Genomic DNA, 26,181 nt, shown 5'->3' with positions numbered 1-26,181 from the left:
TCTAGTCCTTCTTGGCGCTCTTGGTAGGAACGGCTGTCTCGGGCTTGTCGCCTTCCTCGAAGTCGATCACGTTCAAGGGAATGAAGTGGCAACCGTCAATGTTCATGTAGCCGTTCACCTCTTCGCCCTTCTTGCCCTTGGCGATGATCTCAGCCGCAACTTCGGCGGGCATTTCAGAGACCGTGAAGCGACCGTCACCCGCGTCGAGCTTGTAGGCGACCTTGCCGCCCTTTTTGAGTACTTCGTTCTTGATCTTCATGCAAATCGAACTCCTTGGTCATGACCTCGACGAAGGTGTCGAAGTCGTCTATCACGTAATGGGGGGTTCCCACGGCCTTGAAGCGCCTGCGCCAGATGATCTGATCCGGCTGAACCTTGTAGCCGCTGTCGGCCTTAAGCTCTACGGCCACGGCTTTCTGGTCGCCGAAGACGAGAATGTCCGGGAAACCCTTGTTGGAGTAGCCCCCGCCGTGGATGTTCACGGCGAGGAGCCTGCCCCGGTAGTTGTCCTTGATCCAGTCAAGGCATTGCTTCTGGAAAGCCGTCTCGCGCATCAGTCGAACAGCCCCTCGTCGTCTTCCTCATCGGCTTCGGCGTCGTTGAGGTCGGCGACCTTGAAGTTGCGGACGTGGTAGTAAGTGTTGGTGCGACCAGTGTCCTCGTCGGTAACGATGTCCTTGGTCACATCTGCCTGCACGTAGCAGTCCTCAAGCTCCTGTGGGTCGAACTCGGTCTCCTGCATGCCGAAATCGTTGAGGGCGCACATAGCGAGCGTGGTGAAGATGTTGAGCGCCACCTCGTTCGGCTTGCCGTTCTTCCCGGTGAAGAGGAACTGCTCGGTGCAGGAGCCGCCGCGATCGTCCTTGAAGGTCACCTTGCACTTGTCGTACTTCTCGTCGTAGGTGACCTTGGAAATCTTGAGGGTCTGGTTCTCGCCCTCGGTGAGATTGATGAAGCCTTTTCCGAGTTTCATTAGATCTGTCCTTCCTATTTCTCGAACTTGACGTTGAACCGGGTCGATTCGGTCTCCTCGGCGTATTTGTCGAAGATTCCGTCGTCGCGCATGGCGTCCTCGTTGACCTTCACGGCCACGGTTCTGGTGAGCTTGCAGGTGACGCCGCTGCCCTCGATCGTGAGGGTGTCCTCCTCGCCGATGTTCTCAAGCGCGTACTTCTTGAGCTGTTCCTTGATGACCTTCACGCGCTTGGCGTCCTCCTTGACGGTGGCTTCCGCTACGTCGATGCGCTTCTGGCAGTCGCGCAGCTCCTTTAGCAGGGCGTCGATGTCGCTGTTGGGGTTGAGCGACACGTTGCGCAGCAGCTTGAGGTAGTCGGCGTCCTTCTTCTCGTCGAACTCGGGCGAGTTGCCGGTCTCGATGTGTCGATCCCACCAAGCCAGCGCTGGCTTGACGTACTCCTCCTCGAAGTTCGGGTAGCGCTCGGACACGTTGAACTCGTAGGGCTGCGTGTTCTCAGCGTTGGGGACGAACTCCTCGGGATGCTCGTAGTCCTTGTCGGTCAGGAACGTGACCACCATGACCACGTAGTCGCAATCGAGCAGATAGGCGTAGAGCGCGGCCTGCAACGCGTAGTACTCGGGCGGCTCGACCTCTCCGTCGTCGTTGAGCCAGTCCTGCGGGCGCGAGGTCGTCTTGAACTCAAGAACGCCTTCCACGTTGCCGTCTTCGTCCTTGAGCAGCGAGTCCCACATGCCGCCAAGCACCTCGTGGTCGAAGAAATTGCCGTATGTCTTCGAGAAGTAGTCCTTGCCGAACTCCTGCGTGGGATCGACTAGGTTGTCCATGCCGTAGCTCTCACGCATGTACTCGATCTGCTTAGGCTCGATCGCCTTACCGGCAAGCGTGTACTTGGTGTCCTCGAAGGGGACTATGACGGCCTTGGTGATGTCGCACCAGATTTGGAACGGCGTGTTCCAGCGGTTCATCCCCAGAACGCTTGCGAATCGGGTGCCCGTGAGCTTCTTGGGGCGCTTGGGAGGGTCGATGCTGATGGTTCCGTCGGTGTTCCATTGGATGTCCATTACAGCTCCACCTCCTCTTTGAGGAACTTGATGACGCCATCTGTAGGCGCTAGGACGCCGTAGTCCTTGAACACCCAGTCTTGCAGCTTCCCGAGCGCGGCTCCCATTTCGATCGGGTTGACCCCAACTTCGTCAGCAGCCTCGGTAATCTTGTCGCACAGCAACAGAACCTTCTCCTCGTCGCAGGAGAGGTCTACGACCTCGATCTCGATGTTGATATTCGACATGCTTACTCAGCTCCTTCCGTGTCGAACTTCTCCTTCATTTCGCCGATGGCCTGAATGGCTTCCTCGGCTTGGGTCTTGGTGATGTCCTTTAGGTTGTTAGTGGACGCACCAAGCTCGGTGATGTAGGCACCAACCTCCGGCTTGTCGCCGTATTCGGTCTTCAAGGTCTTGATGGCCTTCTTGAGCTGCGTCACTTGCAAGTTGTTGGCCTTGCCGTCGGCGTTGGTGACCTTCTTCGCAGCAGCCTTCTTGTCGGCTTCGGTAGAGGGCTTGGCAGCGGACTTTCGAGTGGTGGTCTTGCGCACGGGCTTGGCTGAGTCGCTGGCCGACTTGGCCGGGGTCTTCTCCTCTTCGGCACCGCTGTTCGCTTCGTTGGCGTCGGTCTCGGTGAGATCGAGGACTTTCAGCTTGTTGTAGCGGCGCAAATAGGTCGTCTCGCTGCCCTTGCGCTGCAAGGCGTTCTGGGCTTCCTTGCCCGTCTGCTTGCTGACGATCGGCTCAAGCTCTGCCCAGTCGGTGCGGAACTCGATGAACTCCTCAGGCTGGTCGGTGTTGATGACGCGGGACAAGGCGTAATGCTCAGGCTCGCGCTCGTCGATGAGATTGCGGGTACCGTCCTCGCTGACATCGGTCAGGAAGGTCTTGCCGCGCTTGACCTCATCGAACAGCTCGATCAGGCCGACCTTCTCGAAGATTCGGGTTTGCGCCGGTGTGATGTCCTTCAACTCGAAGAACTCGAACTCCAAGTGGAAGTTCTTGCCGCTCGGCACCAGCCTCTCGTCGAGGATCATGCGTCGTGCAATCGCGAGCTTCTGATAGACGTTCAGCTTGCTGTAGTCTTCGGTCTTGCTCGTCTTAGATGCAGCTCGTTTGGGAGCCGACTTGGTTTCTGTCGTAGTTGCCATTTCACTCTCCTTGAAGTCTTGCGCCCGCTTCTCTGCGAGCTGGATGTAGTACGACTTGTCTATTAACGAAATCGCTGGCGGATTCTTTTGAAGGTCGTCGTTCCAGACAAGGCAGTGTTCGGGAAGGCTCTCGATCTTCGCCACCTTGCCGTCGGATTTCTTGACCTTGTAGAGACGCCCGTAGCGCTCGTCGTTGCAGGCGAAGACGCGGTTGCACTTCTGGCGCTCCACTGTCTCTGTGCCCGCTTCGCCGACAGGCTCGGGGAAAATCTCTTGATAAACGCGGCTGTATTTGCCGCCCGCCTTGGCGATGAGCTGGAACTGGTAGGGGTCGTCGCAAGCGTTGATGGTGTCTGCGACAGGGATGCCGTCCAGCAGGTACTTCTTGAGGGCTTCTGCGACGATCGTCGCGTTGAAGTTCACAGACCAAGCTCCGATGGGGTTCACGCCCCTGACCAGATAGCCACCCTTGACCTTCTCCGTACCGTCCATCTTGCGGCAGACGTAGTTGTTCACGTCCTTCTGCCAGATGAAGTCAATCTTGTCCTCTTCGAGAACTAGAGAGGTCTGCTGCTGCCACCAGTCGTTGACGGCGACAAGCTCTCTGTAGCTTTCCTTCGGGATGCTCACCATGATGCCATCGGTGTTGAGTTGGATGATCTGCAAGCCCTCGATGCGTGAGTAGACCACCGCAAGTTCGGTGATCGAGAGCTGGCCGCTGATGCACACGCTCCTCGCCATCTTCGGGTCGTACATGGGGTTGTACTTGTTCAGCATCGCCCCGTACGCTTTGTTGAGGGGCGACTTGAGCGCGTTGGCCGTTTTCTTGTCGCCCTTGGCCTTCGCATCGAATCGCTCTGAGCGGACGTTGGCAAAGACCTCCGGGGAAGGCACTGCGCGGCTTACGTAGCCGTACTCGATCATGAGAGACGGGTACAGGCTCGCCACGTCGTAGTTGAGGATCAGCGTGTCCTCTGTGGCCTTCTGCCTGTACTTCGGAAGCGCCCCGTGGATGCCGCCGAAACCGTAGACCGTCGGGCACCCTCCGATGTCGATCTCCAACTTCGAGCTGAACAGCTCATCGTCGGGAATCTCGTCGTTCCAGATGCGCTCAAAGAACGCTAGAACCTCGGTGGGTATGAAGCGATACTCAAGCCTGCCCGGGAACTCGTAGTCGCGTTCGTCCTCGGCGATGTCGGCCACAGCCGTAGCGCCCATGAAAGCCGCCGCGAGCATCGGGTCTGTCATGTTGAGTGCCCTGATCTGGTTGATGTCCGCCATGCCCGCAAGGTGCATCTTGGTTTCAAGGTAGTCCTTGCGAAGCTCTAGCAGCTCCATCGTGGCGTCAACGTCGTGACGGCAGTAATGCTCCACCTCCTTCCTCTGCTCTTCGGTGAGCTTCTTCGTGTAGGTGAAATCGACCGTGGACTCTTCCACGCTCATTCCCAGATGGCCTTCGATTGATTTCAGGGACGTGCCCTTCATCATGTCGTCCATCAAGTCCGAGTTGTTGAACCAGAACCTCGGCTCGCCCGCTATGTTCAGGTACGGGTGCTGCCAGCCCGGGTCTCCCGACTCGATGATGAAGTCGTTGACCTCTTTCGCTTCCTCCGGAGTGCATCCGGCCATGAGAGCTTTCAAGATGTACTGGTCGTAGTGTTTCGAGTTGAAGCCCACGAATACAGCTTCCTCGTTGGCGTTCATGAAGTCGTAAAGGTTCTCGGGGTCGTTCCAGAAGCTCGTGTAGGTGCCGAGCTGATCCTTGAACACGACCAACCAGTCATGCGCGAACACCTCGAAGTCGTAAACGATGAGGTCGAGGTCGTCTAACTGCATGAGACCACCTCATTAAGGGGCTTACCCTTCATGTTCCCCAGAACGGCTTCCAGCGCTTCAAGACGCTCCCAATAGCGAGGGAGGTTATCGTGGATTGCTTTAAGCTCTTTCCGGTTCTTGTTCCTACAGCACCAACATGAAACTCTGTCGAGAACGTCGTAGAGTCTTACACCATCCTCTAACCATTCATGACCTTGCTCGTAGCAGTAAGCCAAGCACTCTCGCTCTGTCATGTTGTAGTCGAGCAACGGGTAGCACTTGTCGCCGATGCGATTCTTCTCATCGGCTGCTATGCCTACGTATTGGACGACCTTCTCTTGATAGCCGCGCAGGTGTTTAGCAATCGCTAGGTTCTTATAGGTGGTGCCCCAACGGCATGACCCTCCGCACCAACCGTAGCCGTGCTTGTGAACCCCGCCGGTCTTCCTGCTGTGTACGGGATGCGCGAACATCTGGTAGAAGAACGGTTCCGCTGGATGCAGCTCGGTGTACTTAATGTGGCGCTCTTCGAGAAGCGGCAAGATGCGATCGCGCTCTCGGTAGATGCAATCGAACTCCGCCCCTGTGTCGTAGAAGACCACCTCGTCAAGCGACCGTCTCTGCTCAAGAAGCAGGTGCAGCATCGCCAAGCTGTCTTTTCCAAAGGAAACCGATGCAACGAATCTCAATGTTTTCACCTCCTAGAAGTTCACGTAAACGTCGATCACGCCGGAGGGACAGCCGCAGTCATAGACCTTGGCGGCTCCGAATGGCGTGTCGCTGATAACTGATCCGAATGGGTAGTCCTCAGATGCAACGACCGCGTAGCCGTCACTGTCTCGGTAGACGCCCTGAGAATCAGGAGTCCACTCGTTCGTCCTGTAGTGGTGCAGCACGTTCGAGGAGTACCACGTGTACTTGAATCCCCCGTAGTACCAGACCCCATCGCGCTTGAAGCTGCTTCCCGAGTAGGACGATTGCTGCGGCGTCTCAGTTACCTCCTCTATAGAAGGTTGCTCGATCGGCTTAGGTGCGACCTCTTCCTGAACAGGCTCGGGGTCGTCCCCAATTTCAGGCGCAGACTCCGGTTCAGGCTCCGGTTCCGGGGCTGGGAAATCCGAGACCTGCAAGAGCATCGCTTCGTGCATGATTTCTTCGTCTGACCGCTCTTCCGCCGGTGCGGCACTGCATAGGCAGAGCGCCAGCAGGAGAATCGACAGGGGAATGAGTAGGAGCATGAGTTTTCTCATATCCTCGCTCCCTTCGTGTACTCGCCGATGTAGCGCGTGAACAGCGCTTCACCGAAGTCCTCGTAGTTGCATAAGGCTCCGTAGATGGCGGCTTCGATGGTGTGGTCGGTAATCAGGTAGACGTAGCTGCAAGCCCTCTTCTGCCCTACTCTGTGGATGCGGTCTTTGGCCTGCTCGTTGAAATTGCTGGATAGCGTCGGCTCAAAGAAGATGCAGGTGTCGGCGGCGTACAAGTCAATGCCCGCGCTGCCGCTCTGGTATTGGCAGATGATGGCTTGGATTCCCTCGTCGCTTTGGAAGCGCTGCCAGATGGACTTGTCCTGCTGTCTGCCGTCGAGGATCACGTGTTTCATCTTCAACTTGTCCATGACGGCGGACACTGCGTCGATGCTGTTGCGAAACTCGCAGAACACGACGACCTTCTTCTCGAAGTCCTCAAGGAACTCCTTCAAGGCTTCCAGCTTCGCGCACGGGTAATCGACGTGTTCGTCGTTCTCCGTCTCGATGAAGCCGGACGCGATCTGCCGAAGACGCAGAGACCGCGTGAGCGGATTTCCCGCAAGCGTGTCAAGCTCCAAGATCGCCGAGCTTTTCACCATCTGCCTGTAGTCGGCTATGACGCCGCTTTTCAGCTTCACATGAAGAATCTCATCCGGCATCTTCTCGGGGAGGTCTAGGCACTCCTCCTTGGTGATGCGGTAGCTGACCTCCTCCATGACCTTCTGGATGGAAGCCACGTTCTTGTACTTGTACGGCTTGTGGTACTTGTTGAGATAGGCGACTGAATCTAGCCAGTCGGCGTAAGTGGCACCGTCAAAGCACTCCGGGTAGACGCGACCCTTGCGCACGATAGGAGTGATGGCCGCGAACTGCGACCACAGGTTGCAAAGCTGCCCGTTAGATGTCGGGGTGCCTGTGAGAATCCATCGGTACGTCGCCCTAGAAGCCAGCTTCAAGCATCCCTTCGTGCGCTTGGCGGAAGGGGACTTGATGTAGTGGCTCTCGTCGAACACCACGGCGTCGTACGTCGAGTCCGCGATGTCCTTGTGACGCCAAACGATGTCGTAGGACGCGATGACCAGCTCGATGGATTCGAGCGCTTCTCGCTGATCTACCGACAGCTGGCGTATTTTGTCTTCCCAAGAGCTGCAAACGGCCTTCGGAGCCGCTATGAGAGCCTTGGAAATGCGGCCTGTATGAGCAAGCTCGGCGAGCCTGAAAAGAATCGGGAATGTCTTTCCCGTGCCCTGCTCCATGAATAGGGCGAACCCGTTGTTCAGCCGCAGCAGGCTGAGCGCCGTCTTCTGATGCTCGTAAAGCTCTACCATGGGCGCTCACTCCCTATTCGGAGGGATGCGCATGCTAGAATTGGCTTGCAGGTAGCACCTGTGTTCGAGCGCTTACGCTGGCAGGCTGGGGCGCTCGTTCTTTTTCGCCTTGTTGGCACGTGAACCCTCCTCTCATCATTCCGTAGACGATCGCCGCGAAGCCCCGCTTCTCCCACTCGCTGAGTTGGGCGAAAAGGTTCACGTGCGTCGCCTGTTCCTGTTCGCTCGTTTCCAAGCGTTCCACCTCCTAAACGGACTTGGCGGCATCTAGCAGAGCCTTCTGCCGCATCTTTTCCTCGGTGAGGATCGTCAACGCCGCAGTGAGCAGCTTTCGCGCTTTAGGCGTGTTAAGCCCGCTCATAGCTGAGGAGAACTCGGAGCAGTTCGTCTTGTAGCCGTACTGGCTCTTGATCTTCTCGACCACTTCTGCCTGCGAGAACGTCACCTCTTTGAGCAACCGCCGAACCTCATTGCGGATGTCGTCGCTCATGAACTTCACCTCCTAATAAAGGTCAAAGATTTCCAAAACTTTCACCGACCTTTTGACGACTATCTCGGCACGGTCGTTTCCGGCTAAGCCGTTTCCATTCCGTCGGTGTGAACCATTCAGTTGTCAAGGTGCGGATTTACCGAGTTACTTAGTAACTGTGTTGACGGTTACGTAATAATTCGGTAAGATTCGGTCTACAACTCAATAAGGCAATTAAGGGCTAGACCTCGGGTGTTGTGAGGTTTATTACTTTGTGCTTATTGAGTTGTGGTCGAACTAGTATTGGATTATTACGTAGTAACTTAGTAATGTCAAGGGAGTTTCCAAAGAAACTTTGGAGAATGGTATGTTCTACGAGAACTTCGAGAGAATCTGCAAATCAGCCGGGGTGAGTCCAAGCGCTGCGGGGCTGGCTATCGGTGTAAGCAAAAGCACTCCTTCCGCATGGAAGAAGAACGGGACGATTCCAAAAGAAGATGAGCTGAAAGCACTGGCACAGCACCTCCACTGCTCCGTGGCCGACTTTTTCGCCGACGACAGCGGCATGAGGTTCGGCACGAGCGAGGAATCCGCTATCAACGCGCTTTACCAAGCCCAAGACGACGAAGCCCTCGATCTCGACGAGAACGAGGAGGAACTTCTGCGCATCTATGGAGAATGCTCGAAGAAGCAGCGGGCTAAGCTGATGATGCTCGTCTACGACTTCGAGGAAGAGGAGCTGGCGTGACGATAGCCGCCATATACGCCCGTTTCTCAAGCGACCGCCAGCGCGACGAGTCCATCGAGATTCAAGTCGAGCATTGTGAAGCGCTGATCGAGCGCGAGGGGTGGACTCTCGGTGAGATTTACACTGACTACGCCAAGACGGGCACCAACGACAAGCGCCCGTCCTTCAAGCGCTGCATCGAGGACGGCAAGGCCGGTGCCTACGACGTTCTCGTCATCTACAAGCTAGACCGCTTCGCCAGAAACGTCGAGATTTCCCGCCGCTACAAGCGCGAGCTTCGCGACGCAGGCGTGAGGATCGTCTCGGTGCGCGAGGGCGAGCAGCGAGATACGCCCGACGGCCTTCTGCAAGAGGGAATGGGCGAGCTTTTCGCCGAGTACTATTCACGTAACTTGTCCGTGGTAGTTCGCGACGGCATCAGGAAGAACGCCGAAAATTGCAAGGCGAGCGGAAGGCGCATATTCGGATTCGCCGTGGACGCTTCCGATCACTTCGTAGAGGACGAGGTTCAGGCACCGATCGTGCGAAGGGCGTTCGAGCTTTACTTCTCCGGGCGGTCGTCGAACCAGATTTCCGAGTGGATGGCCGATCTGGGATTCCTCACCAAACGAGGAAATTCTTGGTCGCCGAAGGCCGTGCTTAACATGCTGACGAACGAAGCATATATAGGCGTGTACGACTACGCTGGCGTCCGCGTGGAAGGCGGCATGCCAGCAATCGTGGACAGGGGGCTTTTCATGGCCGTGCAGGAGCAGATGAGGTTGCGCAAGGAATCCAAGCGCAAGAACGTAGTGAACGACTTCCTGCTCACCGACAGGATGTTCTGCCTAGAGTGCGGCAAGCCCATGTGCGGCACGAGCGGAACGTCCCACACCGGCAAAAAGTACAGCTACTACGGCTGCGTGAACAAGGACGGGTGCAAGCTGCGCGTGAACGCTGACAACGTGGAGGACGCGGTTCTCGAAGAGCTGTCGAAGCTGCTTCACGACGAGCAGACCATCGACGATATGGTCGCGAGCGTCGTCGAATACGCAAGGGAGCAGCAGAGCATGACGGATATGTACCGTGAGGAGCTGTCAGACTGTCTCTCGCGTAAGAACAACTTGATTAAGTCCTTGGAGGAGGGCATACCAGCATCGGCTGTCAGGGACGCTCTGACGGCTTTGGAAGATCGTATCGAGGAGCTTGAAGGTCTCGTTGCCTTCGAGGACTTCAAAGTGGAGAAGCTGAGGGACGAGGATTCTATCCGCTCGTTCGTGAGAGAAATCGTGGACAGAGCCGAGAAAGACCCCGCCAAGGAGAACCTTCTCATTTCCACCTTCGTAAAGGCGGTATACGCGAACAAGGAGACCATCATTGTCGTGTTCAAGGTCAGCGGGGATGACGGCGATAGGTATGACTTCGAGGAAATCAAGGCTATAGAAAACGCGAACCCTGCCGAACTTCCCAGTTCAGACAGGGTTCGCAAACTCAATTTCTGGTCGGGTTGACAGGATTTGAACCTGCGGCCTCTGCGTCCCGAACGCAGCGCTCTACCAAACTGAGCCACAACCCGAAATGCTCTTCTCGCGAACAGCGAACGATATGATACCACAGTTATCGCCCAGCGCAAGCGGAAACTTGCGCGGTTGCTCAAGAGGAGCGAGGGACCTAAAACGCCGCGGCACCAGCGCGGGCGGCCTCGCGCTCGGCGGCCTTCTGAGCCAGGTAGGTTTTCGGCACCACCTTCACGACGATGGTACCGTCGCTGATCACATCGCCCTCGTCGTCGTAGGCCGCCACGTCCCAGATCAGCTTGTAGCCGACCCGCGAGGACGGCACGCGCTCGGCCAGGGCAGCCACCCCGCGCAGGTTCCCCGCCTTGCCGCTCTTCTTGTGGCGGATGTTCACCTCCACGCCGAAGGGCTGCTCGGTTTCCACGTCGCAGGCCACTTCCCCGCCGGCCGAAGCCACCGATTCCAGAAGCGCGATGGTCGCACCGCCATGGAGGAAGCCGAAGGGCTGGTGCACGGCGGGAGTGATGGGCATGATCGCTTCCAGATGCTCGGGAGTGACCTTCGTGAACTGCACGCCCAGCGTGTGGTTCAGGCCCACGCTCTCCCGCTTCTCTGCAATTTCAGCTGCCATCGATTGGGTATCCGCCATGGCATCTCCCTTCCCGCGAGGCGCCGAGGCGCACCCGCTACTTCTTCAGATGATCGTTATGCGCCGCCGCAGGGGCCGCGCCCGGCTCCTTTGCCAGCGCCGCAGGTTCGGCAACCGAACCCCGCGCCCCTTCCGCAGGCTCGGCCGCAGAAGTCGCGGGCATCTCGCCTGCCGCGTCCTTGCGGGCCCGCACGGTCCCCAGCGGCACCGGCTCGCGCTTGAGCGCCTGCTCGCTGGGCACAAAGGCGCGCATCCGCTGGATGACGAAGGCACCCACCAGAAACGGCAGCCAGAACACGATGCCGCGGTACACCATGACCACGGCCAGACCCGTGGCCGAATCGATGCCGAACAGCGCGAAGGCCACGGTCACCGCCGCCTCCACCACGCCCACGCCCTGGGGCACAAAGGAAATCATAGCAAACAGCGTGGCCACCACATACCCGCAGATCAACGCTTCTGGGTGATGCACCCCGAAGGCGAAGCCCGTCAGCACGAAACAGCCCATCTCGCAGATGCTGGACAGGGTGGTCCACAGAAACGACTGCACGGTCTTCTTCGGGTTCTTCGTGATCAGGTGCGCCGCGCTCGAGAAATTGTGGATGGTGCGGGTCACGGCATCGTCGATGGGATCTTTCTTGAACTTCGCCAGCACCTTATCGGCCAGGAGCACAAAGGGATGCAGCACCTTCAGCACCAGATTGGGCTTCAAGCCGCCCACGGTGATCATCAGCACCAGGCCGCCTACCAGCACGATGGCCACCGCGCCCACAGCCAGCCATCCCGGCTGCAGCCCCACGGTAAACGACAGGATGCCGAAGGTGACCAGCATGATAATCACGAACCCCGTGTCGATGGACAGCTGCATCAGCAGCGCCGCCGTGGCGCCGCGGCCCGCCTGCATGCCGTTCTTGGTGGCCGTGGTCATCACGAGCGAGGTGCCGGCCAGGTTCATGGAGGGGGCCACCGTGTTCATGAAGAACGTGCCGAACACAAGCGACAGCCCCGTGCGGTAGCTGATATGCCCGTTCACGGTGTTGAAGCAGGCCTGAAAGCCACGCCCCTGGGCAAGGTACTTCCCTATTTGAGCCGCAATGGCCGCGCCGATGAACAAGGGCGCGCCCTGCTTGATGGTCTCCACCAACTTCACGAGCGAATCGCCCGAGAAGAAGATGAAGGCCAGCACAATAACGGCGATCACGCCGATCATGATCTTCTGTAAGTTGCCGCGCACGGGTCACCTCCCATGTCCCGGACCCGTCGAGGCGACGGGCTCTTAGCCCTCGCGCCCCTCGGGGCGACTCGCCGGCAGTACGATTCCAGCCGGGCCCGCTGCACACGGCGCGTCGTCCCCGGCCCCGTTTTTGCTCGGTTGCAGCATACCCTCTTCGTGGGCCTTCCCGCTCACCATTTGCCCTTCTTCGGCCTGCTGTTCCCAACCTGTTGTTGTCCCTAAATCTTGAGCCGTGCCACCCCGGGCGGCGGGACGCTTTTGAGCCCGCGCCCGCGCCGCGCCGATGCGCGTGCGGGCATGGCCCAAGGCATCGTCAGTGTAGGGTTGCAGCGAGCCCAGCGAGAAGGGCCGATCGAAGGCAGGGCGCTTGAAGAACAGCCAGACAGCCAGCAGGATGCCCGCGATGCCGATATGGATGGTGCCCTGGAACAGAAACTCCACCCCCGCCACCAGCACGAGCAGGCAGATGGTGAAGGCCCAAGCCGTGCGGAACCGCAAAATGAGCCCAGCGGCCAGCACGAGCATCAGCATCGAGGCGATGATAAGCGGGCCGCCCACGAACACCGTGGACATGTCGATCCACGAGGTGAGCATCGTGTAGGGCGCGAAAGAGCTGGGGATGAAGGCCAGACCGATGTTCACCAGGCCGATAACGGCCACGAGCGTGCCGGAAATCCAGCCGATGTCCTTATGCTTCTGCTCCTCGGTGGCCGTCTTCTTGCTGGCGAAGAAGCCCGACTGGGACAGCAGCACCGCACCGATGCAGAAGGGGATCCAGAACATGATGCCGCGATACACCAGCGCGATGGCCGTAGCCGTGGCCAGCGAGCACCCGTAGGCCGTGAGAATCGCGGCGATGGCCGCCTCCACCACGCCGATGCCCTGGGGCGTGGGGCTCAAGATCACCGAGATGGCCGCCACGGCGAAGGCCGCCACCAAAGGCGCCGCCTCCTCGAAGCCGAAGGCGAAGCCGATGGCCACGAGGGTAGCCATATTCAGGATGGCCGAGAACGACGCATAGGCCACGGTGATGAAGGTACCGCGGGGATTACGGGCCAGGATGTTCGCCGTGTTCTCGAAGGAATGGGCCGTCTTGCGGCCCCAGCCGGCGCCCATGGACTTCTTGAACACGCCCACGATGCGGTTCAGCAGATTCTGCAGCCCCAGGAAAAAGCGGTAGAGCAGCCGCGGCCTCAAATGCCCGATGAAGAACAGGCTGGAAAGCGCGATGAGCGTCGCCGCCAGGCAGAGCGCGCCGGTGACGAACAGGAAGTTCACCTCGCCGGCCACCAGCATGGTAATGAACCCGATGGCCGAGATCACGAAGATGGCGGCGAAATAACCGATCTGGGAGAGGATGGCGCCCCCTGTGGACTGGCCGGCGTCGCAGCCTTCCCGATGGGCGTCGTCGATGATGAAGGCCACGCCGGTGGCCCCCGAGAACAAGCAGAAGGTGTTGATGAACACCAGCGAGAAAATGAGCACCACGTTGTGCCAGAAGCCCGTGGCGTGCCCCACAGCGTCGAAGGCCGCGTCATAGGAGGCGGCCTGCACGAAGTGGCGCGCCAGCATGAGGATCACAGCCAGCACCAGGGGAATGAAGGCGCCGGTTTGCAGCGTATCAACAAACGTTGCCAGATAGTCGGCGTTGCCAATGAGAAAGCACACGGCCACGATGCCCAATATGAGCAGCAGGGCTTTCTTCAAAGGGGATCCTTTCCTCGGGGTGCATTTCAGCGGCGTATGTCTGCCTATTATATAACGGAACGCGGCGGCGCTTTGCTGAGGCGATCCGTCACCATTGGTTTCGCATGGGCGGGAAGCGGGGTCGGGCGCGGAGGGAAAGGGCGGAACCGAGGGGCACCGAGGGGCGTCCAGGGGGGCAGCGGGCACCCCGGGGCGCCACCAACCCGCGGCAACCACCCGAGCCCACCTACTTCGTGCGGCGGCGACTGATGAGAGCCAGGGCTACACCGCTGGCGATGACCACGAGGAAGGCGATCACCATGGGCACGCCGAGGTCATCGCCAGTTTGGGCGAAATCGGGAGCGCTGGACTTATCAGACCGGTCGGCCCCGTCAGGCTGGGGCTTCTCCGCGTTCTGACCGGCGTTTGCGGAACCCTGGCCGTTGTCGCGGCCGCCCACGGCCTCGGGCCCATCGCCGCTCGCGCCGCCCCCGTCCTTGTCGGCGCCGCCATCGGCGGAAGCGTCGCCATCGGGCCGCACCCCGCCACTCGCACCGCTTTCGCCGCCTGTGGGCTTATCCCCCTCGCCGGCGGCCGCGTCACCGCCCGAGGGCTTGTCGCCGCCCCCATCGGGGCCGGGCACCGCTTTCAGATGGTTCTCCCACACTACAGGGCTCGGCTGGGCCGCCAAATCCACATCGACCCAGGTGTCGCTGCCCATGGGCTTCTTCCGCACGTGGGTGATGGCGGCGTCCAGCTTCTGCTGGTCGTTCTGGGTCACCTCCACGGTGATCACGTAGGACGCCTCGTCCAACACCGCCGCATCGGCCACAGCGCGCGCGGAGGCCACCTGCTTCACGGCATAGAAGAAGCGTCCGGGCCCGTCGAACCGCGCGTTGCTGATCAGGGGCACAGCGGCCGTCTGCTCGCCACCGTCGCTGGCCTCGCAGCCCACCTCCGCGTTGTCGAGAACGGTGCCGTCCTCGGCCACCTCGCGCACGTCGAAGCTGAACTCGCCGGCGGCGATGGGATTGCCGTCCCAGGACACCGCGCCGTCGTAGGATTCCAGCACCGTGCCGTTGAACACGTTCACGAAGCCCCGTCCCGCACCGGGCGCAGCCCTTCCGGGACCCTGATCGAAGATGGCGTCGCCCAGGGGCACGAGCACCACCGACGAGGCACCGGCCGCATCCACCGACTCATAGGCGTATATATAGATGCGCTTCACGCTATCGTCGTAGGCGACGCCCTGGTACACATAACGGCCGCTCGCGTCACGGGCGACCCCGTCCTTCAGCGAGCCATCGGCGTTGCGCGGCACCTGTTCGGCCACGGAATAAGAGAAGATCGTGCCCTGGTGGCGTTGGGTCGCCGTCGCTCCCAGCGAGGCCCCGCTGAAGGTGATGGGCGCGAAGGCCACCGTGCCGTCGCTCGCATTCACTGCCACCGACGAGGCGGGCATCGGCTGAACCGAGGAGGGGTAAAATGTCAGGCCGCTCTCCATGATCAGCTGGTATTTCTCGTCATCGGACAGACTGCTTCCCTGGCGCAGCTTATACGCCAGATCGCTCGCTCCGGGCACTAAAGCCGCGCCGCCCTCGCCCAGACGGAACGAGAATTCCCCCGCCGCCAGCGGCCGGCCCTCCAGATACTTCATGCCGGAGATGGTGAAGGATGCTGGAGCGATCGTACCGCTCGCTGCTTTCACCAAGGGCAGTCGATGGTGATCGGGCAGGTCGCTCGACCCCGCCTGGGCCAAGTCGGCTGTTGTCGGCCGAGCCGTCGCCGGGTCAGCCGACGGCGAGGCCGCCAGAGGGGCCTCGGCGGTCTTTGTCGGCACCGACGAAGCAGCCGCGGCCGAAGATGCGGCCGACCCCTCCGCCGCCGGCCCAGCCGCAAAGGCCACGGGGGCCACGAGCACGCAAAGCACACTTGCCATCAGCGCGGCGCACGCCACGGCGGCCCAGCGCCGCGCGCGGCCCGCCGTCTTCTCGGTTGTCTTCGCCACGATTATCACCCACCTCATTCACAGGACGAGGCGCGATCGCACAGACCGCGCCTCGTACAGCATAGGCGGCAAAAGGTGAGCCGCTCAGTGGGCGTTAACTTTGTTCGCGGGCCGTCATCCCCGCGTTAGATACGGGTTTACCCCACGAATTCCATGAGATCGCTGTTCAGAAGCCATTCTCGCTCGGCCGCGCCGGCCCCTTCCTTGTCGGTCTGCAGGAACAGAAAGCCGTAGAAGCCCACGGTCTCGGGATCGAAGCTGTGATACGACAGCACATGAGAGAACCGCTCCAGCAGCCCGTCGCTGTTGAAAGGCTGGGCCAGATCAGCCTCGGGCGCCGGATTCAACAGCGACATGGAGAACACCTGACCCGGATGCGCCCCGTACAGAGCCGCCAGATCCACCGGCTCGTTCTCCAAGAACGCCGCGTAGGTGCGCAGCCCCACGCCGAAGTAGGCCACGTCGGTGCCGCCCAAGCCGGCGAAGCGCAGCGGGTTGAACTCGATAGGGGCGATCACGTCGCCATCGACGCGCAGCTCCACATGGATGGGAATGTTGCAGGCCCCCACCACCTCGTTCACGGCAGCGAGCCAGTTCATGAAGCGCGGACCCATCTCGCTCACGATGGTCTCGTCGGTCAGATACAGGCGATCGGACGTGTCCTCGGGGCCGGCGAAGTCGTGACGCAGGATGTTCAGGATGTGCGGCGCGCCCGCCTCGTCGTAGTAGCAGTCCAGCGCGTATTCCACGCCGCCGATAAAGCCCTCGATGATGTACGTATCGCCGCCCACCACGCTCTCGGGATAGCGAGAATGCCAGCCCTCCTCGCGACGGGCAATGTCGGCCACGGCATCGGCCCAGTCGTCGGGCTCCTCGATAATGTAGACGCCCATGGAACAGAAACCCACCGAAGGCTTCAGAACCACAGGCAGGGGCAGATCGTCCACGGTGACGGCATCCAGCTCTTCGCGGCTGACCGTGGCGTAGAACAAATCGGGGTTCAGCGCGGCCAGCTTCTCGCGCATGAGCGCCTTGTCCTTGAACAGCTCGATGGCCTCGGTGAGCCCGGGATTGTCCACGTGCTCTTTGATCCACGCCAGGGCGTTCTCGGAATTGGTGTACACGCGCTCGCCCGCCTCCAGGCGCCGGGCAGCTTCGGCGTCATCCACCAAGTTCAGCGACCGCGCATCGGCCAGCGACCGCGAGAAGTCGTTGGCCAGCACGGGATGCTGCGACTCCTCCATATAGTCGAGCAGCGGCGCCGAAGCGTAAGGGGCATCGATAATGATCATGGGGCACTCCTTCAAAGCGAATATGAGTCGCGCCCATTATACCCGCAAAAGAATGGCGCGCCCCTAGGGAGGAGGGGGCGCGCCCTTTTCGGAGGGAGGGCAGGTAGGCGGCAGTGCCCGCCGGGGAAGTCGCTGCCTTACAGGTTGGCGACGTAGGTGCCGGTGACGTAGCCCTGGGTATGGGCACGGCCCAGCGAGAGGCCCGGCATGTACATGGAGTAGTCCACGCCGCCGTAGAAGTTGCCGGCGGTGTTGCCGATGGCGAACAGACCCGGGATGGGCTCGCCGGTCTCAGCGGCCAGCACCTCCATGTTGGGGCCCACGTTCACGCCGGACACGATGGCGGACACGCGCACGTGACGGTGGATGCCGTAGAAGGGAGGAGTGTCGATGGCCGTAAGCCACTTGCCCTCCTTGCCGAAGTCCAGGTCCTTGCCGGCGGCGACGCACTCGTTGTAGCGCTCGACGCTCTTCACGAAGGCGGCGGTGTCGGTGATACCGAGCTTGCCGGCGAGCTCCTCCAGGGTGTCGGCCTTGTAGGTGCCGATCTGGTCCTCGAAGACACCGACCTTCTCCACGTCCTCCTCGGGCATGTAGACCTTGATGGCCTCGGGATCGAACAGCTTGCCCGGCCATTCGGCAGCGGCGGTCATGTAGTTGCTGTCGAAGATCTGGTTGTAGTCGCCCTGGTCGGCCTCGCTGCGCAGGAAGTTGTTCATGAGGGACATGCCCAGCGTCTCGTCGCAGAAGCGGGTACCGTCGGTCTTCACGGCCAGGAAGGGCATGTCGGCCATGGAGCCCGGGCCGCCGTCGAAGTCGTGGAGCATCTTGGTGTGGGTGATGTCCTCGATGGCGCCGCCGGCCCACACGGCCATCTTGTGGCCGTCGCCGGTCTTGTTCATCTGCTTGCGACCGAGGTTGGCCAAATCGGGCAGGTAGTAGGCCATCATGTCGTCGTCGTTCTGGTAGTCGCCCGTGGCCAGGATAACGCCCTTGGAAGCGTTGAACTGCACGATGCCGTCGGGGCCCTCGGCAATGACGCCGGTCACGCCGGCCGCGTCGCCCACGAGCTGCTTGGCCTCGGTGTTGTAGAAGATCTCGACGCCCTGAGCCGCTGCGTAGTCGGCCAGCACCTGCATGCCGTTACCGGTGTTGTAGGGCTTCGGGCCGAAGTCGATGGACAGGTAGTCCACAGGATAGCCGTTCACTTCCTTGATGGCAGCAGTCCACTTCATGGTGGTGTCGGACACCTGGGCGCCCTCGGCGGTGGCCAGATCGAGCACCCACCGAATAGCCTCGCCGGAGTTCTTGGCCCACAGCTCCACCTGCTCGCGCTTGCCGCGGTACTGGTGGTCCTTCAGCAGGCGGGACACCACAGCCTCCACGCCGGCCTCGTCGGAGGTGTCCAGCAGGATGCCCGTGGCGGTGTTGCCCTGGGAGATGGCCGTGGCCTCCTTCTGGATGAGGGCCACGGTGGCACCGGCCTTACGGGCGGTGATGGCCGCAGGCACGCCGGAAGCGCCGGCACCCACGATCACCACATCGAAGTCCTTGGTGTCGGCGATGTCGGTGATGGGCTCGGGCGCGGCCAAAAAGCTCGGCAGGCCCTCGCGGGAGTGGCCGGCCACCGTGGTGGTGCCGGTGGAAGCGGCCGGCGTCTCGCCACCGGCGGAAGAGGAGCTGGCGCCGCTCGGCGAGCAAGCGCTCAGCAGCGCAGCCCCACCGAGGCCGGCGGCGGCCAGGCCGCTGATCTTGAACATGTCGCGACGGGTGAATTCTGCAGTCATCTTAGGTCCTTTCTGTACAACCCCTTTGAATGCGTTCGCCATTGGATCTGAGGCGTCCCTCCCCTGGATCCGTCGCTGGCGTTGGGCAGACCTTATCCGTCACCAGGGGGTCGCGCGCGTCGACCATGGCCGCATTTCGCAGGTTTATTTTTATAACCCCCTCCCGTAACCCCTGCACTATCAGCCAAAACGAAACCTACCCGAAAACCGTGATAGAACGGGTTACGGTATCATAGTCACAGCACTACCAAGGGAGGGGTTACACGGCCATGGGAACGAAGGCTCGCGACGCGCTGGCGTCAGAACGCAATTTGCCCGCCAAGACAGCCGCCGATGACAACGAGGCGCACTGGGACACCGGCGACGACGACTCCGTCGCCCATCCCGAGCCGATCGCCATCGGACAGCGGCGGCTTCCGATGATCCCCGTGGCCTTCTTGGGCATCGGCTTTTATCGCGCCTGGATCGAGATCGCCTTCGTGGGGTCGTTCGTTTCGTTTCCCGCCGTGCCCGCCCTCGCTCGAGAGTGGTTCGACGGCGCCGGCGTCATCGTGATGATCCTCTGCGTGCTGCTGGCGCGGCGCATCGGGCCGTTCTACCACCATCCCTCGCTGTTCATCTTGTGCGGCGCGTGCATGACCCTCTCCACCATCGCGCTGTTCGCCACCATGCTCGTGCCGGGCCTGGGATCGGATGTGGTAATGGCGGCCGCCGTCGTCGGCGGCGTGGGCCTGGGGCTAATCATTCTCATCTGGAGCGAGGTGTTCGGCTGCCTGAGCCCCTTGCGCGTGACGCTGTACTACTCGGCCTCCATCGCTCTGGGCGCCGTTCTCGTGTATATCTTCATGGGCTTCCGCCTAGAATGGCTCGCCTGCTTCACGGCCCTGCTACCGACGGTGTCGTTGGCGATGGCACGGCGCAGCATGGCCCGCGTTCCCGAGAAGCGGCGTCCCCAGCCCAGTCAGATCAACTTCAGGCCCCCGTGGAAGATCTTCCTGCTGATGGCCTTGTACGGCTTCGCCTACGGCATCTTGGAAACCCGCGCCTATACCGGGCTGTTCGGCCCTCATTCTTCGCCGGGCGTGCTGGTGGTGGCCCTCGTCATCTTCTTCAGCGTAGCCCTGCGCCGCGAGAAGTTCGATTTCAATTCCATCGTGCGCATCGCCCTGCCTTTAACCGTGGTGGCCCTGTGGCTCGTGCCCATGCTGGGGCTGGAGGCCACGGTGCTCAGCGGCCCCTGTGCCATCGGCGGCTACACGGCGGCCACCATCCTCATCATGGCCCTGTGCTCGAACATGTGCTATCGCCATGGTGTGTCGGCCATCTGGCTATTCGGCATCGAGCGCTCGTTGCGCCTCGGATTCATGTTCCTGGGCCGCGGCGCGGCCTTCGTGGGCATCCACGCCGACCTGAACGGCATAGACGGCGACTTTCTCATCTCGGGCTTGGCCATGATGGCCGTGATCACGGCCACTTTGCTGCTGCTGTCCCAGAAAAACGTCGAGGGCCAGTGGGGCATCTCGTTTTTGAACGGCAGCGGGAAGAGCCGCGCCGACAAGCAGGCCCAGCGCGTAGCCGATCGTTGCGGCGAGCTGGCGGCCGAGTACCACCTGACAGCGCGCGAGCTGGAAATCCTGCGGCTTTTGGCCCAGCGCAAGACCGTGGGCATGATCGAGCGCGACCTGTTCATCGCCAACGGTACGGCCAAAGCCCACGTGCGCCACATCTATCAGAAGCTGGACATCCACTCGCGCGAAGAGCTGTTCGCCCTGCTGGACCCCGCGCCCTTGGATCCGCTGGAGAGCGACCGCTAATCGCTCACGGGACCGTCGGAGCGGGCGGGGCCGGGAAGGGCCCTGAGGCCGTACTTGCGACGGACCCGGGCCAGCTGGTTCAGCAGCGGATTGGCGGCAAAGAACAAGGTGAGGGCCGTGGCCGCACCGTGGATAAGGTTCACAGGCAGGCCCGCCAGGTAGATGGCCACCGCGCTGGCCGGAGTGATCTTCGCCATCATGAGCATCAGCGAGCTCGTATCCAGGATGGGCCCCAGCACCAGCACCACGAACAGGAAGCCCCCTGCCGCCAGGGCGATGCGCCGAGGCAGGCTGAGCTGATCGCGGGGAATGAGCCCGCGCGCAGCCAGGGCACCGGCCGTCAGACCCGCGGCGCCGAAGGCGAGCATTTGCCAGGGCGTCCAGGGCCCTTGACCGAACAGAAAGCCGGAAGCCAGGGCCGCAAGGGCTCCCACGAAAAATCCGCGGCGCGACCCCAAGGCGATGCCCGCGATCATCACGATGGCTGCCATGGGCTTGAAGTGGGGCACCAAGGCGAAAACCGCCCGGGATGCCACGGCCAAGGCGACCAGCACCGCCAGCAGCACCACCTCGCGCGCCGCGGGGCCCTGCCGCTCGAAGGAGGCGAAGAAGGGCACCAGGCCCAGGGCGATCAGGCCCACCGCCGTAAGGTAGGGGCTCACGCCCCATACCGTGGCCGCCGCCACCAGAGCCACCGCCAGCACGGCCGCCGCAACGTTCACGAAGAGGGCAGCGCAACGCGATAGACGGCGGCCGAAAGCGGCGGGCGAGGGGGTCGGGCGATCCGACGAAGGAGCGACGGGGTGCGCGCCCTCGCGAGCAGCTGGGCGGTTTCCCCGCCGGTTTCGTTTCCTAGGCTCCATGGGCGGCCTCTTCCCGGCAGCAGGCCACGATGTCCTCGGGAGTGAGGGCCTCGGGAATGCGGTCACGGGCCATGCGATTGGCCGCTGTGGTGTAGAAGCGCGCCCCAGCGAAGAACCTGCGCGGGGCGCCGTGGCTGACCACGGCGCCATCGAAGAGCAGGGCCACGGCATCGGCGAAGCGCGCGCAGAACTCCAGGTCGTGGGAGACCAGCAGCACAGTGACGCCGCGCGCCGCAAGGGCGGTCAGCTGGGTAGCCAGGGCAGCCTTGGCGGCCACATCCAGGCCCTTGGTGGGCTCATCCAACAGCAGCAGACGCGGGTCAGTCAGCAGTAGCTTGGCCAGGGCCACTTGCTGGCGCTGGCCTCCCGACAGATCGAGGGGATGGGACCCGAGCAGGCCGCCGATACGGCATTGCTCCGCCATGGCCGTCACGGCCGCGTCGTCGGCCCCCATCTCGGCCAGCTCGGCTCCCACGGTGCCGCGGGCAAACAACAGGGTGGGGTCTTGGGGCAACAGGGCCACGCCCGTTGTGGCGGCGTCCGCGGCGCGACGCCCCCTCTTCCGCCCGAACAGCGACACGCTGCCCCGATAGGGCCGCACCAGGCCGCATGCGGCTTTCAGCACCGTGGACTTTCCCGATCCGTTGCCTCCTACCAGGGCAAACAGCGAACCGGTCGGCACCGTGAGCGACAAGTCCCGCAGCACATCCGGGGCGTTGCGGTCGTAGCGGAAGCGAACGTCGCGCAGGGCAAGAGCCGGCGGCACGTCGGTATCGGCAGGTTGCGAAGCGCGTTCGGGCACGGGGCCGGGCGCAACCAGCGACCCCGGATCCGCCGGCAGTTGCCGCTGAAGCCAGAGGCGTCCTTCGCGCACCGTCAGGGGAAGCAGATCGGCCGAAGCCATGCCACGAGGCGCAACGAGGCGCAGGCCCTCGCAGGCTTGCAGGGCGACCGGCAGCGCCGGCCCAAGGGGGTGCCGCTCGGCGCACAGCCGCGCGCCCACAACTCGGGGGGCGCCGTCGGCCACGATGCGGCCGCCCTCCATCACCGCGAGACGGTCGGCATCGGCCAGCACCTCTTCCAGGTGATGCTCGGCCATCACCACCGTGACCCCCAGCTCACGGTTGATGCGGCGCACCAGGGCAAGGAAGCTGCGAGCTGCCACGGGATCCAGCTGACTCGTGGGCTCGTCCAGCACGAGCACCGCAGGTTCCAAGGCCATCACGGCCGCCAGGTTCAGCAGCTGCTTCTGGCCGCCCGACAGCGACGCTGTGGACCGGTGCAGCCATTCCTGCATGCCGAAGAAGTTGACGGCCTCAGCCACCCGCAGACCCATGGCATCTCGGTCGCAGCCGATGTTCTCCAGCCCAAAGGCCAGCTCGGCCAAAACGGTATCGCAGACGATCTGGTCGTCGGGGTCCTGCAGCACGAAGCCGACGGCCCGCGCCTGCTCGCGCAAGGGCAGCGCGTCAACCTCGGTGCCGTTCACCAATACTCGCCCGCTCCGCTCCCCCGCCGGCGCCAAAGCCGGCTTCAACTGGCGCAGCAGCGTGGTCTTGCCGCAGCCCGACAGGCCAGCCAGCACGACGTACTCCCCCGGTTCCACGACCAGGCCCACATCGCACAGCGCCGGCGACGGGGCTCCCGCATAGGTGAAGGTCAGATGTTCGAAAGCGAGCAACGCCATCGCACCTCCCCACCGAGATTCAGAGCCGCGGGCAACAGCAGAAACGCCCCGTACGCCACCAGGACGCCCACCGCCAGGGGCGACGGGGCGACACCGGCGGCGATAGCGTCCGCAGGGACGTAGCCCAGCGGCACCGCGCCGGCGAGCACCCCCGCCCCTATCGCCATCAACAGCACGACGGCCACCGCCACAACCGCGCCATCGCGGCCCGTGAAACGGTAGCTCCTGTAGCTCGTGCGCTTGCCCGAGCCGAAACCGCGCGCGGCCATGGAATCGGCCGTGACCACCCCATGATCCAGCGCCCAGCCCGTCAGCGCCCCCAGCACCGTAGCGCCGGCGCGCACCTTCTCCGCCAGCGACTCCGGCTCGCCCGCATCGCGACCCAGGGCCCGCCGCGCGCGAAAGACCTCCGTGGCGCGACGGCCATAGCCGGGCACCAGGCGCATCACCAACGTCAGCACCGTGGTCAGTGCCGGAGCGGCCGAGCCAAACAGAAAGGTCGCCTTATCGCTCGTCAGCGCCGCGTTCAGCGAGGCGAACCACAGAAGTGCCGCGGCCAGCGTCGCGCCCATCGCGATCCCTAGGATCAGGGCCTCGGCGGTATAGGGACGCCCGTCACCGTAGGCGAACAGCACCGTCGCGCCCTCTGTATTGAACAGCGGGTTCATCGCCGCCACCAGCACCACGAGCGGCACAAGCCCCCCGATGAGCCCCCAGGCCCGACGGCCGCGCACCGTGATCAGGCAGCACGCCGCCGCCCCGAACGACAGCGCGACGAAGGCCGGAGCCGCCACCAGCACCGTCAGCCCCAGAGCACATGCAAAGAACCCCAATGTCACAGCTGGATGAAGCAGTGCAAGAAAGTTGTTCGAGGGAGATTCCACAGCGAGTCCTCTACCAGAATGGGCGCAAGCGGCGGCTCAGCATCGCGACGGCGGAGCGTTTGCGCCGTGCCGCCGCGGCCGCCCCGTGCCGCTCGCGCCCGAAGGCGACCTAGACGAAGAACGCCCACTCCACGGTGTCGCCCGCGGCCAGCGTGCAGGTGCTGCAGCCCTCCATGACCTCTTCGCCATTAACGGTGAACACCCAGCCGCTCATATCCCCTTGGGACCCATTGGCCACGCCATTGATGGCCGTGACGTACTTGCCGTAATCGCTATCGGCGGCCTCGACGGCCCAGCCCGTGGCCACCAGCGCGTCGTAGACGGTGCCGTCGGCGGGGATGGACACCTCAGCGCTCTGGGACTCGGCGTCGGCGCCTTCCGGCATGGTCACCGACACGGTCACCGAGGCCTCGCCCTGCGTCGCAGCGTTCGAGGCACCGCCAGCGGCGCCGCTGGCGCCGGCGTCGGCGCCATCCCCCGCCGCGCAGCCGGTCAGGGCCAGCACGGCGGCCAGGGCGCAGGCACACGCCAAACCCAACAGCTTCTTCGATTTCAAGATAGGGGCATACTGATACATGAGGCAAACCTTTCTCTCCAGGGCTCGTGCCTCTCGGCTTGGTATTCCGACTTCGGCCCGACCGGCCACCGCCTGCGCGACGATCGCCCGAGCACCTTACGGTTACTGGCATAGCGCGGGATTCGCACCCACATTCCCCAAGGCAAAAGCGGCCTCGGCACGGCACCCTGCCGCCCGAACCGCCCGCACCGCTTCCGCGGCCCGATGAGCCATTGACCCGAGCATTATGGCACAAAACGGCCGCCCCACCTGACGGCGAGGCGGCCGCTGTCCGCAAATTGCCACAGAAGCGCTCGTTGTTACGCGCGTCCCAGGCTCTTTTCGTGGCGCTCGCGCGCCGTCTCGCTGTAGCGCTCACGGTAGCGCACATCCACGAGCTCGGCCACGATGGCGATGGCCAACTCGGCCGGGGTCTTCGCGCCGAACTTCAGGCCAATGGGCCGCTTGACGCGCTCCCAGTCGGCCTCGGCAACGCCCGCGGCCAGCACCAGGTCGTGCACCGTGGCGTTCTTCCCGGCGCAGCCCATCATGCCCACATAGTGCACGCCGTTCTGCAACGCCCAGATGCAACCCTCGGGATCGAACATGTGGCCACGGGTGAGCACGCACACGTAGTCGTCGGGCCGCGCCGGCATATTCGCCAGCTCGTCGAAGGTGCCGCCATGCAGCAGGATGCGCTCGGCTGCGGGGAACCGCTCGGCGTTCAGGAACGCCTCGTCGTAGTCGACGGCAATCACGTGGAAGCCCACATGATCGGCCAGGGCCGCCACTTCCACAGCCGCATCCGACGCGCCCAAAAGCCACACGCGCACCCTCCCAAACAAAGGCTCGCTCACCCAGGTAAGGCCGTCGAACTGATCGTTGTGCATAGAGGGGCCGCGGGTGACGTCCTTGGCCTGGAACACGTCGCGCGGCGACAGGGGCCGCGACGCCACGATCTCCTTGGCATCGTTGCAGAAGAACACAAGCGGTTCGCCGTCGGCAGAGCCTTCCTTGCCGTACTTCTTCGTCACCTCGTTATCTACGTTGCCGACCGCCGCGGCCGGGTCGTAAACCACCTTGAAGCCGAGCCAGGCCAAGTCCTCCTCGTCTAAGGCTCGCAGCGCCCGCTCGAACGTGGGAATATCCGCCTCGGTCAATGTGGCTGTGATAGCCGCCAGAGTTTCGGGGCCGATATGGGGGTCGCCCGCGGTGGCCGCCTCGGAGAACGCGGGCAGGTCCTCAGGAGTCAGCGTGGGCACCCTCCCGGCCCGCAAATCGGCGACAACCGCTTCAAGAGTTTCGCGCTTCATTAAGCTCTCCCTTCAGTGAGAGTACATTGGGATTTTCTGGACAAAATGGCGTCGAGTGCGCTCCTTGGCCCCCTGTTAGGGCCGTCGCAGCGTCTTTTTTAGGCTTGCACAAAGCGCGTCAGCCCGTTTT

General features: G+C 62.5%; 24 protein-coding genes and 1 tRNA gene. 3 read left to right on the top strand and 22 right to left on the bottom strand.

The annotated features are described in order from the left end of the window. Position 1 precedes the first annotated feature (1 nt). From G503_RS0101295 to G503_RS0101245, 10 genes are all read right to left on the bottom strand, one after another. On the bottom strand, positions 2–259 hold the full coding sequence (locus G503_RS0101295) for a hypothetical protein (RefSeq protein ID WP_028026153.1): 258 nt from the start codon (positions 257–259) through the stop codon (positions 2–4). Beyond that, entirely contained in the window at positions 195–554 is a 360-nt protein-coding gene (locus tag G503_RS0101290; RefSeq protein WP_028026152.1) for a hypothetical protein, read from the bottom strand. Before G503_RS0101290 ends, G503_RS0101295 begins: the two co-directional genes overlap by 65 nt. Beyond that, entirely contained in the window at positions 554–973 is a 420-nt protein-coding gene (locus G503_RS0101285) for a hypothetical protein (RefSeq protein ID WP_028026151.1), read from the bottom strand. The genes G503_RS0101290 and G503_RS0101285 overlap by 1 nt, the downstream gene beginning before the upstream one ends. A gap of 14 nt (positions 974–987) precedes the next feature. After that, positions 988–2,040 (bottom strand): YqaJ viral recombinase family protein, encoded by a 1,053-nt coding sequence (locus G503_RS0101280; RefSeq protein WP_035021268.1) that lies wholly within the window; start codon positions 2,038–2,040, stop codon positions 988–990. Beyond that, entirely contained in the window at positions 2,040–2,267 is a 228-nt protein-coding gene (locus tag G503_RS0101275; protein WP_028026149.1) for a hypothetical protein, read from the bottom strand. The genes G503_RS0101280 and G503_RS0101275 overlap by 1 nt, the downstream gene beginning before the upstream one ends. A gap of 2 nt (positions 2,268–2,269) precedes the next feature. After that, on the bottom strand, positions 2,270–5,008 hold the full coding sequence (locus tag G503_RS13075; RefSeq protein ID WP_051190806.1) for an ERF family protein: 2,739 nt from the start codon (positions 5,006–5,008) through the stop codon (positions 2,270–2,272). Continuing rightward, positions 4,999–5,676: a phosphoadenosine phosphosulfate reductase domain-containing protein gene (locus tag G503_RS13070; RefSeq protein WP_156891856.1), complete on the bottom strand. Its 678-nt coding sequence runs from the start codon at positions 5,674–5,676 to the stop codon at positions 4,999–5,001. The genes G503_RS13075 and G503_RS13070 overlap by 10 nt, the downstream gene beginning before the upstream one ends. 12 nt (positions 5,677–5,688) lie before the next feature. Beyond that, a complete protein-coding gene (locus tag G503_RS15395) occupies positions 5,689–6,237 on the bottom strand; it encodes a hypothetical protein (RefSeq protein ID WP_051190804.1) in 549 nt (182 codons plus the stop codon). Continuing rightward, complete coding sequence (locus G503_RS0101255) at positions 6,234–7,565, bottom strand: DEAD/DEAH box helicase (protein WP_028026148.1); 1,332 nt, start codon at positions 7,563–7,565, stop codon at positions 6,234–6,236. The genes G503_RS15395 and G503_RS0101255 overlap by 4 nt, the downstream gene beginning before the upstream one ends. Positions 7,566–7,812: 247 nt before the next feature. Next, positions 7,813–8,055, bottom strand: coding sequence for a hypothetical protein (locus G503_RS0101245; RefSeq protein ID WP_028026146.1), 243 nt, complete (start codon positions 8,053–8,055; stop codon positions 7,813–7,815). Positions 8,056–8,401: 346 nt separating this feature from the next. Here G503_RS0101245 and G503_RS13060 point away from each other — a divergent pair, with 346 nt between their 5' ends. Next, the gene (locus tag G503_RS13060) at positions 8,402–8,782 is read left to right on the top strand and encodes a helix-turn-helix domain-containing protein (protein WP_035021266.1); all 381 of its coding nucleotides are present in this window, start codon (positions 8,402–8,404) and stop codon (positions 8,780–8,782) included. After that, complete coding sequence (locus tag G503_RS15875; protein ID WP_028026145.1) at positions 8,779–10,272, top strand: recombinase family protein; 1,494 nt, start codon at positions 8,779–8,781, stop codon at positions 10,270–10,272. Before G503_RS13060 ends, G503_RS15875 begins: the two co-directional genes overlap by 4 nt. Here G503_RS15875 and G503_RS0101230 read toward each other — a convergent pair. The 7 genes from G503_RS0101230 to G503_RS0101200 form a co-directional block, all read right to left on the bottom strand. Then, positions 10,261–10,337: transfer RNA gene (locus G503_RS0101230), tRNA-Pro, on the bottom strand. The genes G503_RS15875 and G503_RS0101230 overlap by 12 nt on opposite strands. A gap of 95 nt (positions 10,338–10,432) precedes the next feature. Continuing rightward, positions 10,433–10,927 carry a PaaI family thioesterase gene (locus G503_RS0101225; RefSeq protein ID WP_235715459.1) on the bottom strand — a complete coding sequence of 165 codons (495 nt, stop codon included), beginning with the start codon at positions 10,925–10,927 and terminating at the stop codon, positions 10,433–10,435. A gap of 37 nt (positions 10,928–10,964) precedes the next feature. Then, positions 10,965–12,161, bottom strand: a complete 1,197-nt coding sequence (locus G503_RS13050) for a lysylphosphatidylglycerol synthase transmembrane domain-containing protein (RefSeq protein ID WP_156891855.1) — start codon at positions 12,159–12,161, stop codon at positions 10,965–10,967. 42 nt (positions 12,162–12,203) lie between these two features. After that, positions 12,204–13,868, bottom strand: a complete 1,665-nt coding sequence (locus G503_RS13045; protein ID WP_051190803.1) for a lysylphosphatidylglycerol synthase domain-containing protein — start codon at positions 13,866–13,868, stop codon at positions 12,204–12,206. Positions 13,869–14,094: 226 nt separating this feature from the next. Continuing rightward, positions 14,095–15,855 (bottom strand): Spy0128 family protein, encoded by a 1,761-nt coding sequence (locus G503_RS0101210; RefSeq protein WP_028026143.1) that lies wholly within the window; start codon positions 15,853–15,855, stop codon positions 14,095–14,097. 137 nt (positions 15,856–15,992) lie between these two features. After that, positions 15,993–17,147, bottom strand: coding sequence for an ATP-grasp domain-containing protein (locus G503_RS0101205; RefSeq protein ID WP_028026142.1), 1,155 nt, complete (start codon positions 17,145–17,147; stop codon positions 15,993–15,995). A gap of 137 nt (positions 17,148–17,284) precedes the next feature. Beyond that, on the bottom strand, positions 17,285–18,934 hold the full coding sequence (locus tag G503_RS0101200) for an FAD-dependent oxidoreductase (RefSeq protein WP_028026141.1): 1,650 nt from the start codon (positions 18,932–18,934) through the stop codon (positions 17,285–17,287). Positions 18,935–19,203: 269 nt separating this feature from the next. On the opposite strand from G503_RS0101200, the gene G503_RS13040 reads away from it, so the two are divergent. Then, a complete protein-coding gene (locus tag G503_RS13040) occupies positions 19,204–20,748 on the top strand; it encodes a helix-turn-helix domain-containing protein (RefSeq protein ID WP_051190802.1) in 1,545 nt (514 codons plus the stop codon). On the opposite strand, the gene G503_RS13035 is transcribed toward G503_RS13040, so the two are convergent. The 5 genes from G503_RS13035 to G503_RS0101170 form a co-directional block, all read right to left on the bottom strand. Further along, on the bottom strand, positions 20,745–21,470 hold the full coding sequence (locus G503_RS13035) for an ECF transporter S component (RefSeq protein WP_156891853.1): 726 nt from the start codon (positions 21,468–21,470) through the stop codon (positions 20,745–20,747). The genes G503_RS13040 and G503_RS13035 overlap by 4 nt on opposite strands. Before the next feature lie 130 nt (positions 21,471–21,600). Continuing rightward, complete coding sequence (locus tag G503_RS0101185) at positions 21,601–23,298, bottom strand: ABC transporter ATP-binding protein (RefSeq protein ID WP_028026140.1); 1,698 nt, start codon at positions 23,296–23,298, stop codon at positions 21,601–21,603. After that, the gene (locus G503_RS0101180) at positions 23,271–24,182 is read right to left on the bottom strand and encodes an energy-coupling factor transporter transmembrane component T (protein WP_035021261.1); all 912 of its coding nucleotides are present in this window, start codon (positions 24,180–24,182) and stop codon (positions 23,271–23,273) included. Before G503_RS0101180 ends, G503_RS0101185 begins: the two co-directional genes overlap by 28 nt. Positions 24,183–24,291: 109 nt before the next feature. Then, positions 24,292–24,759 carry a DUF4430 domain-containing protein gene (locus G503_RS0101175; RefSeq protein WP_028026138.1) on the bottom strand — a complete coding sequence of 156 codons (468 nt, stop codon included), beginning with the start codon at positions 24,757–24,759 and terminating at the stop codon, positions 24,292–24,294. Between the two features lie 299 nt (positions 24,760–25,058). Beyond that, positions 25,059–26,051, bottom strand: coding sequence for an XdhC family protein (locus G503_RS0101170; protein WP_028026137.1), 993 nt, complete (start codon positions 26,049–26,051; stop codon positions 25,059–25,061). Positions 26,052–26,181 lie beyond the last annotated feature (130 nt).

This window comes from Adlercreutzia mucosicola DSM 19490 (genome assembly GCF_000422625.1).
Lineage (GTDB): Bacteria > Actinomycetota > Coriobacteriia > Coriobacteriales > Eggerthellaceae > Adlercreutzia > Adlercreutzia mucosicola.
Note: the sequence above shows the minus strand (reverse complement) of the source record. Positions and strands in the feature narration are given on the sequence as shown.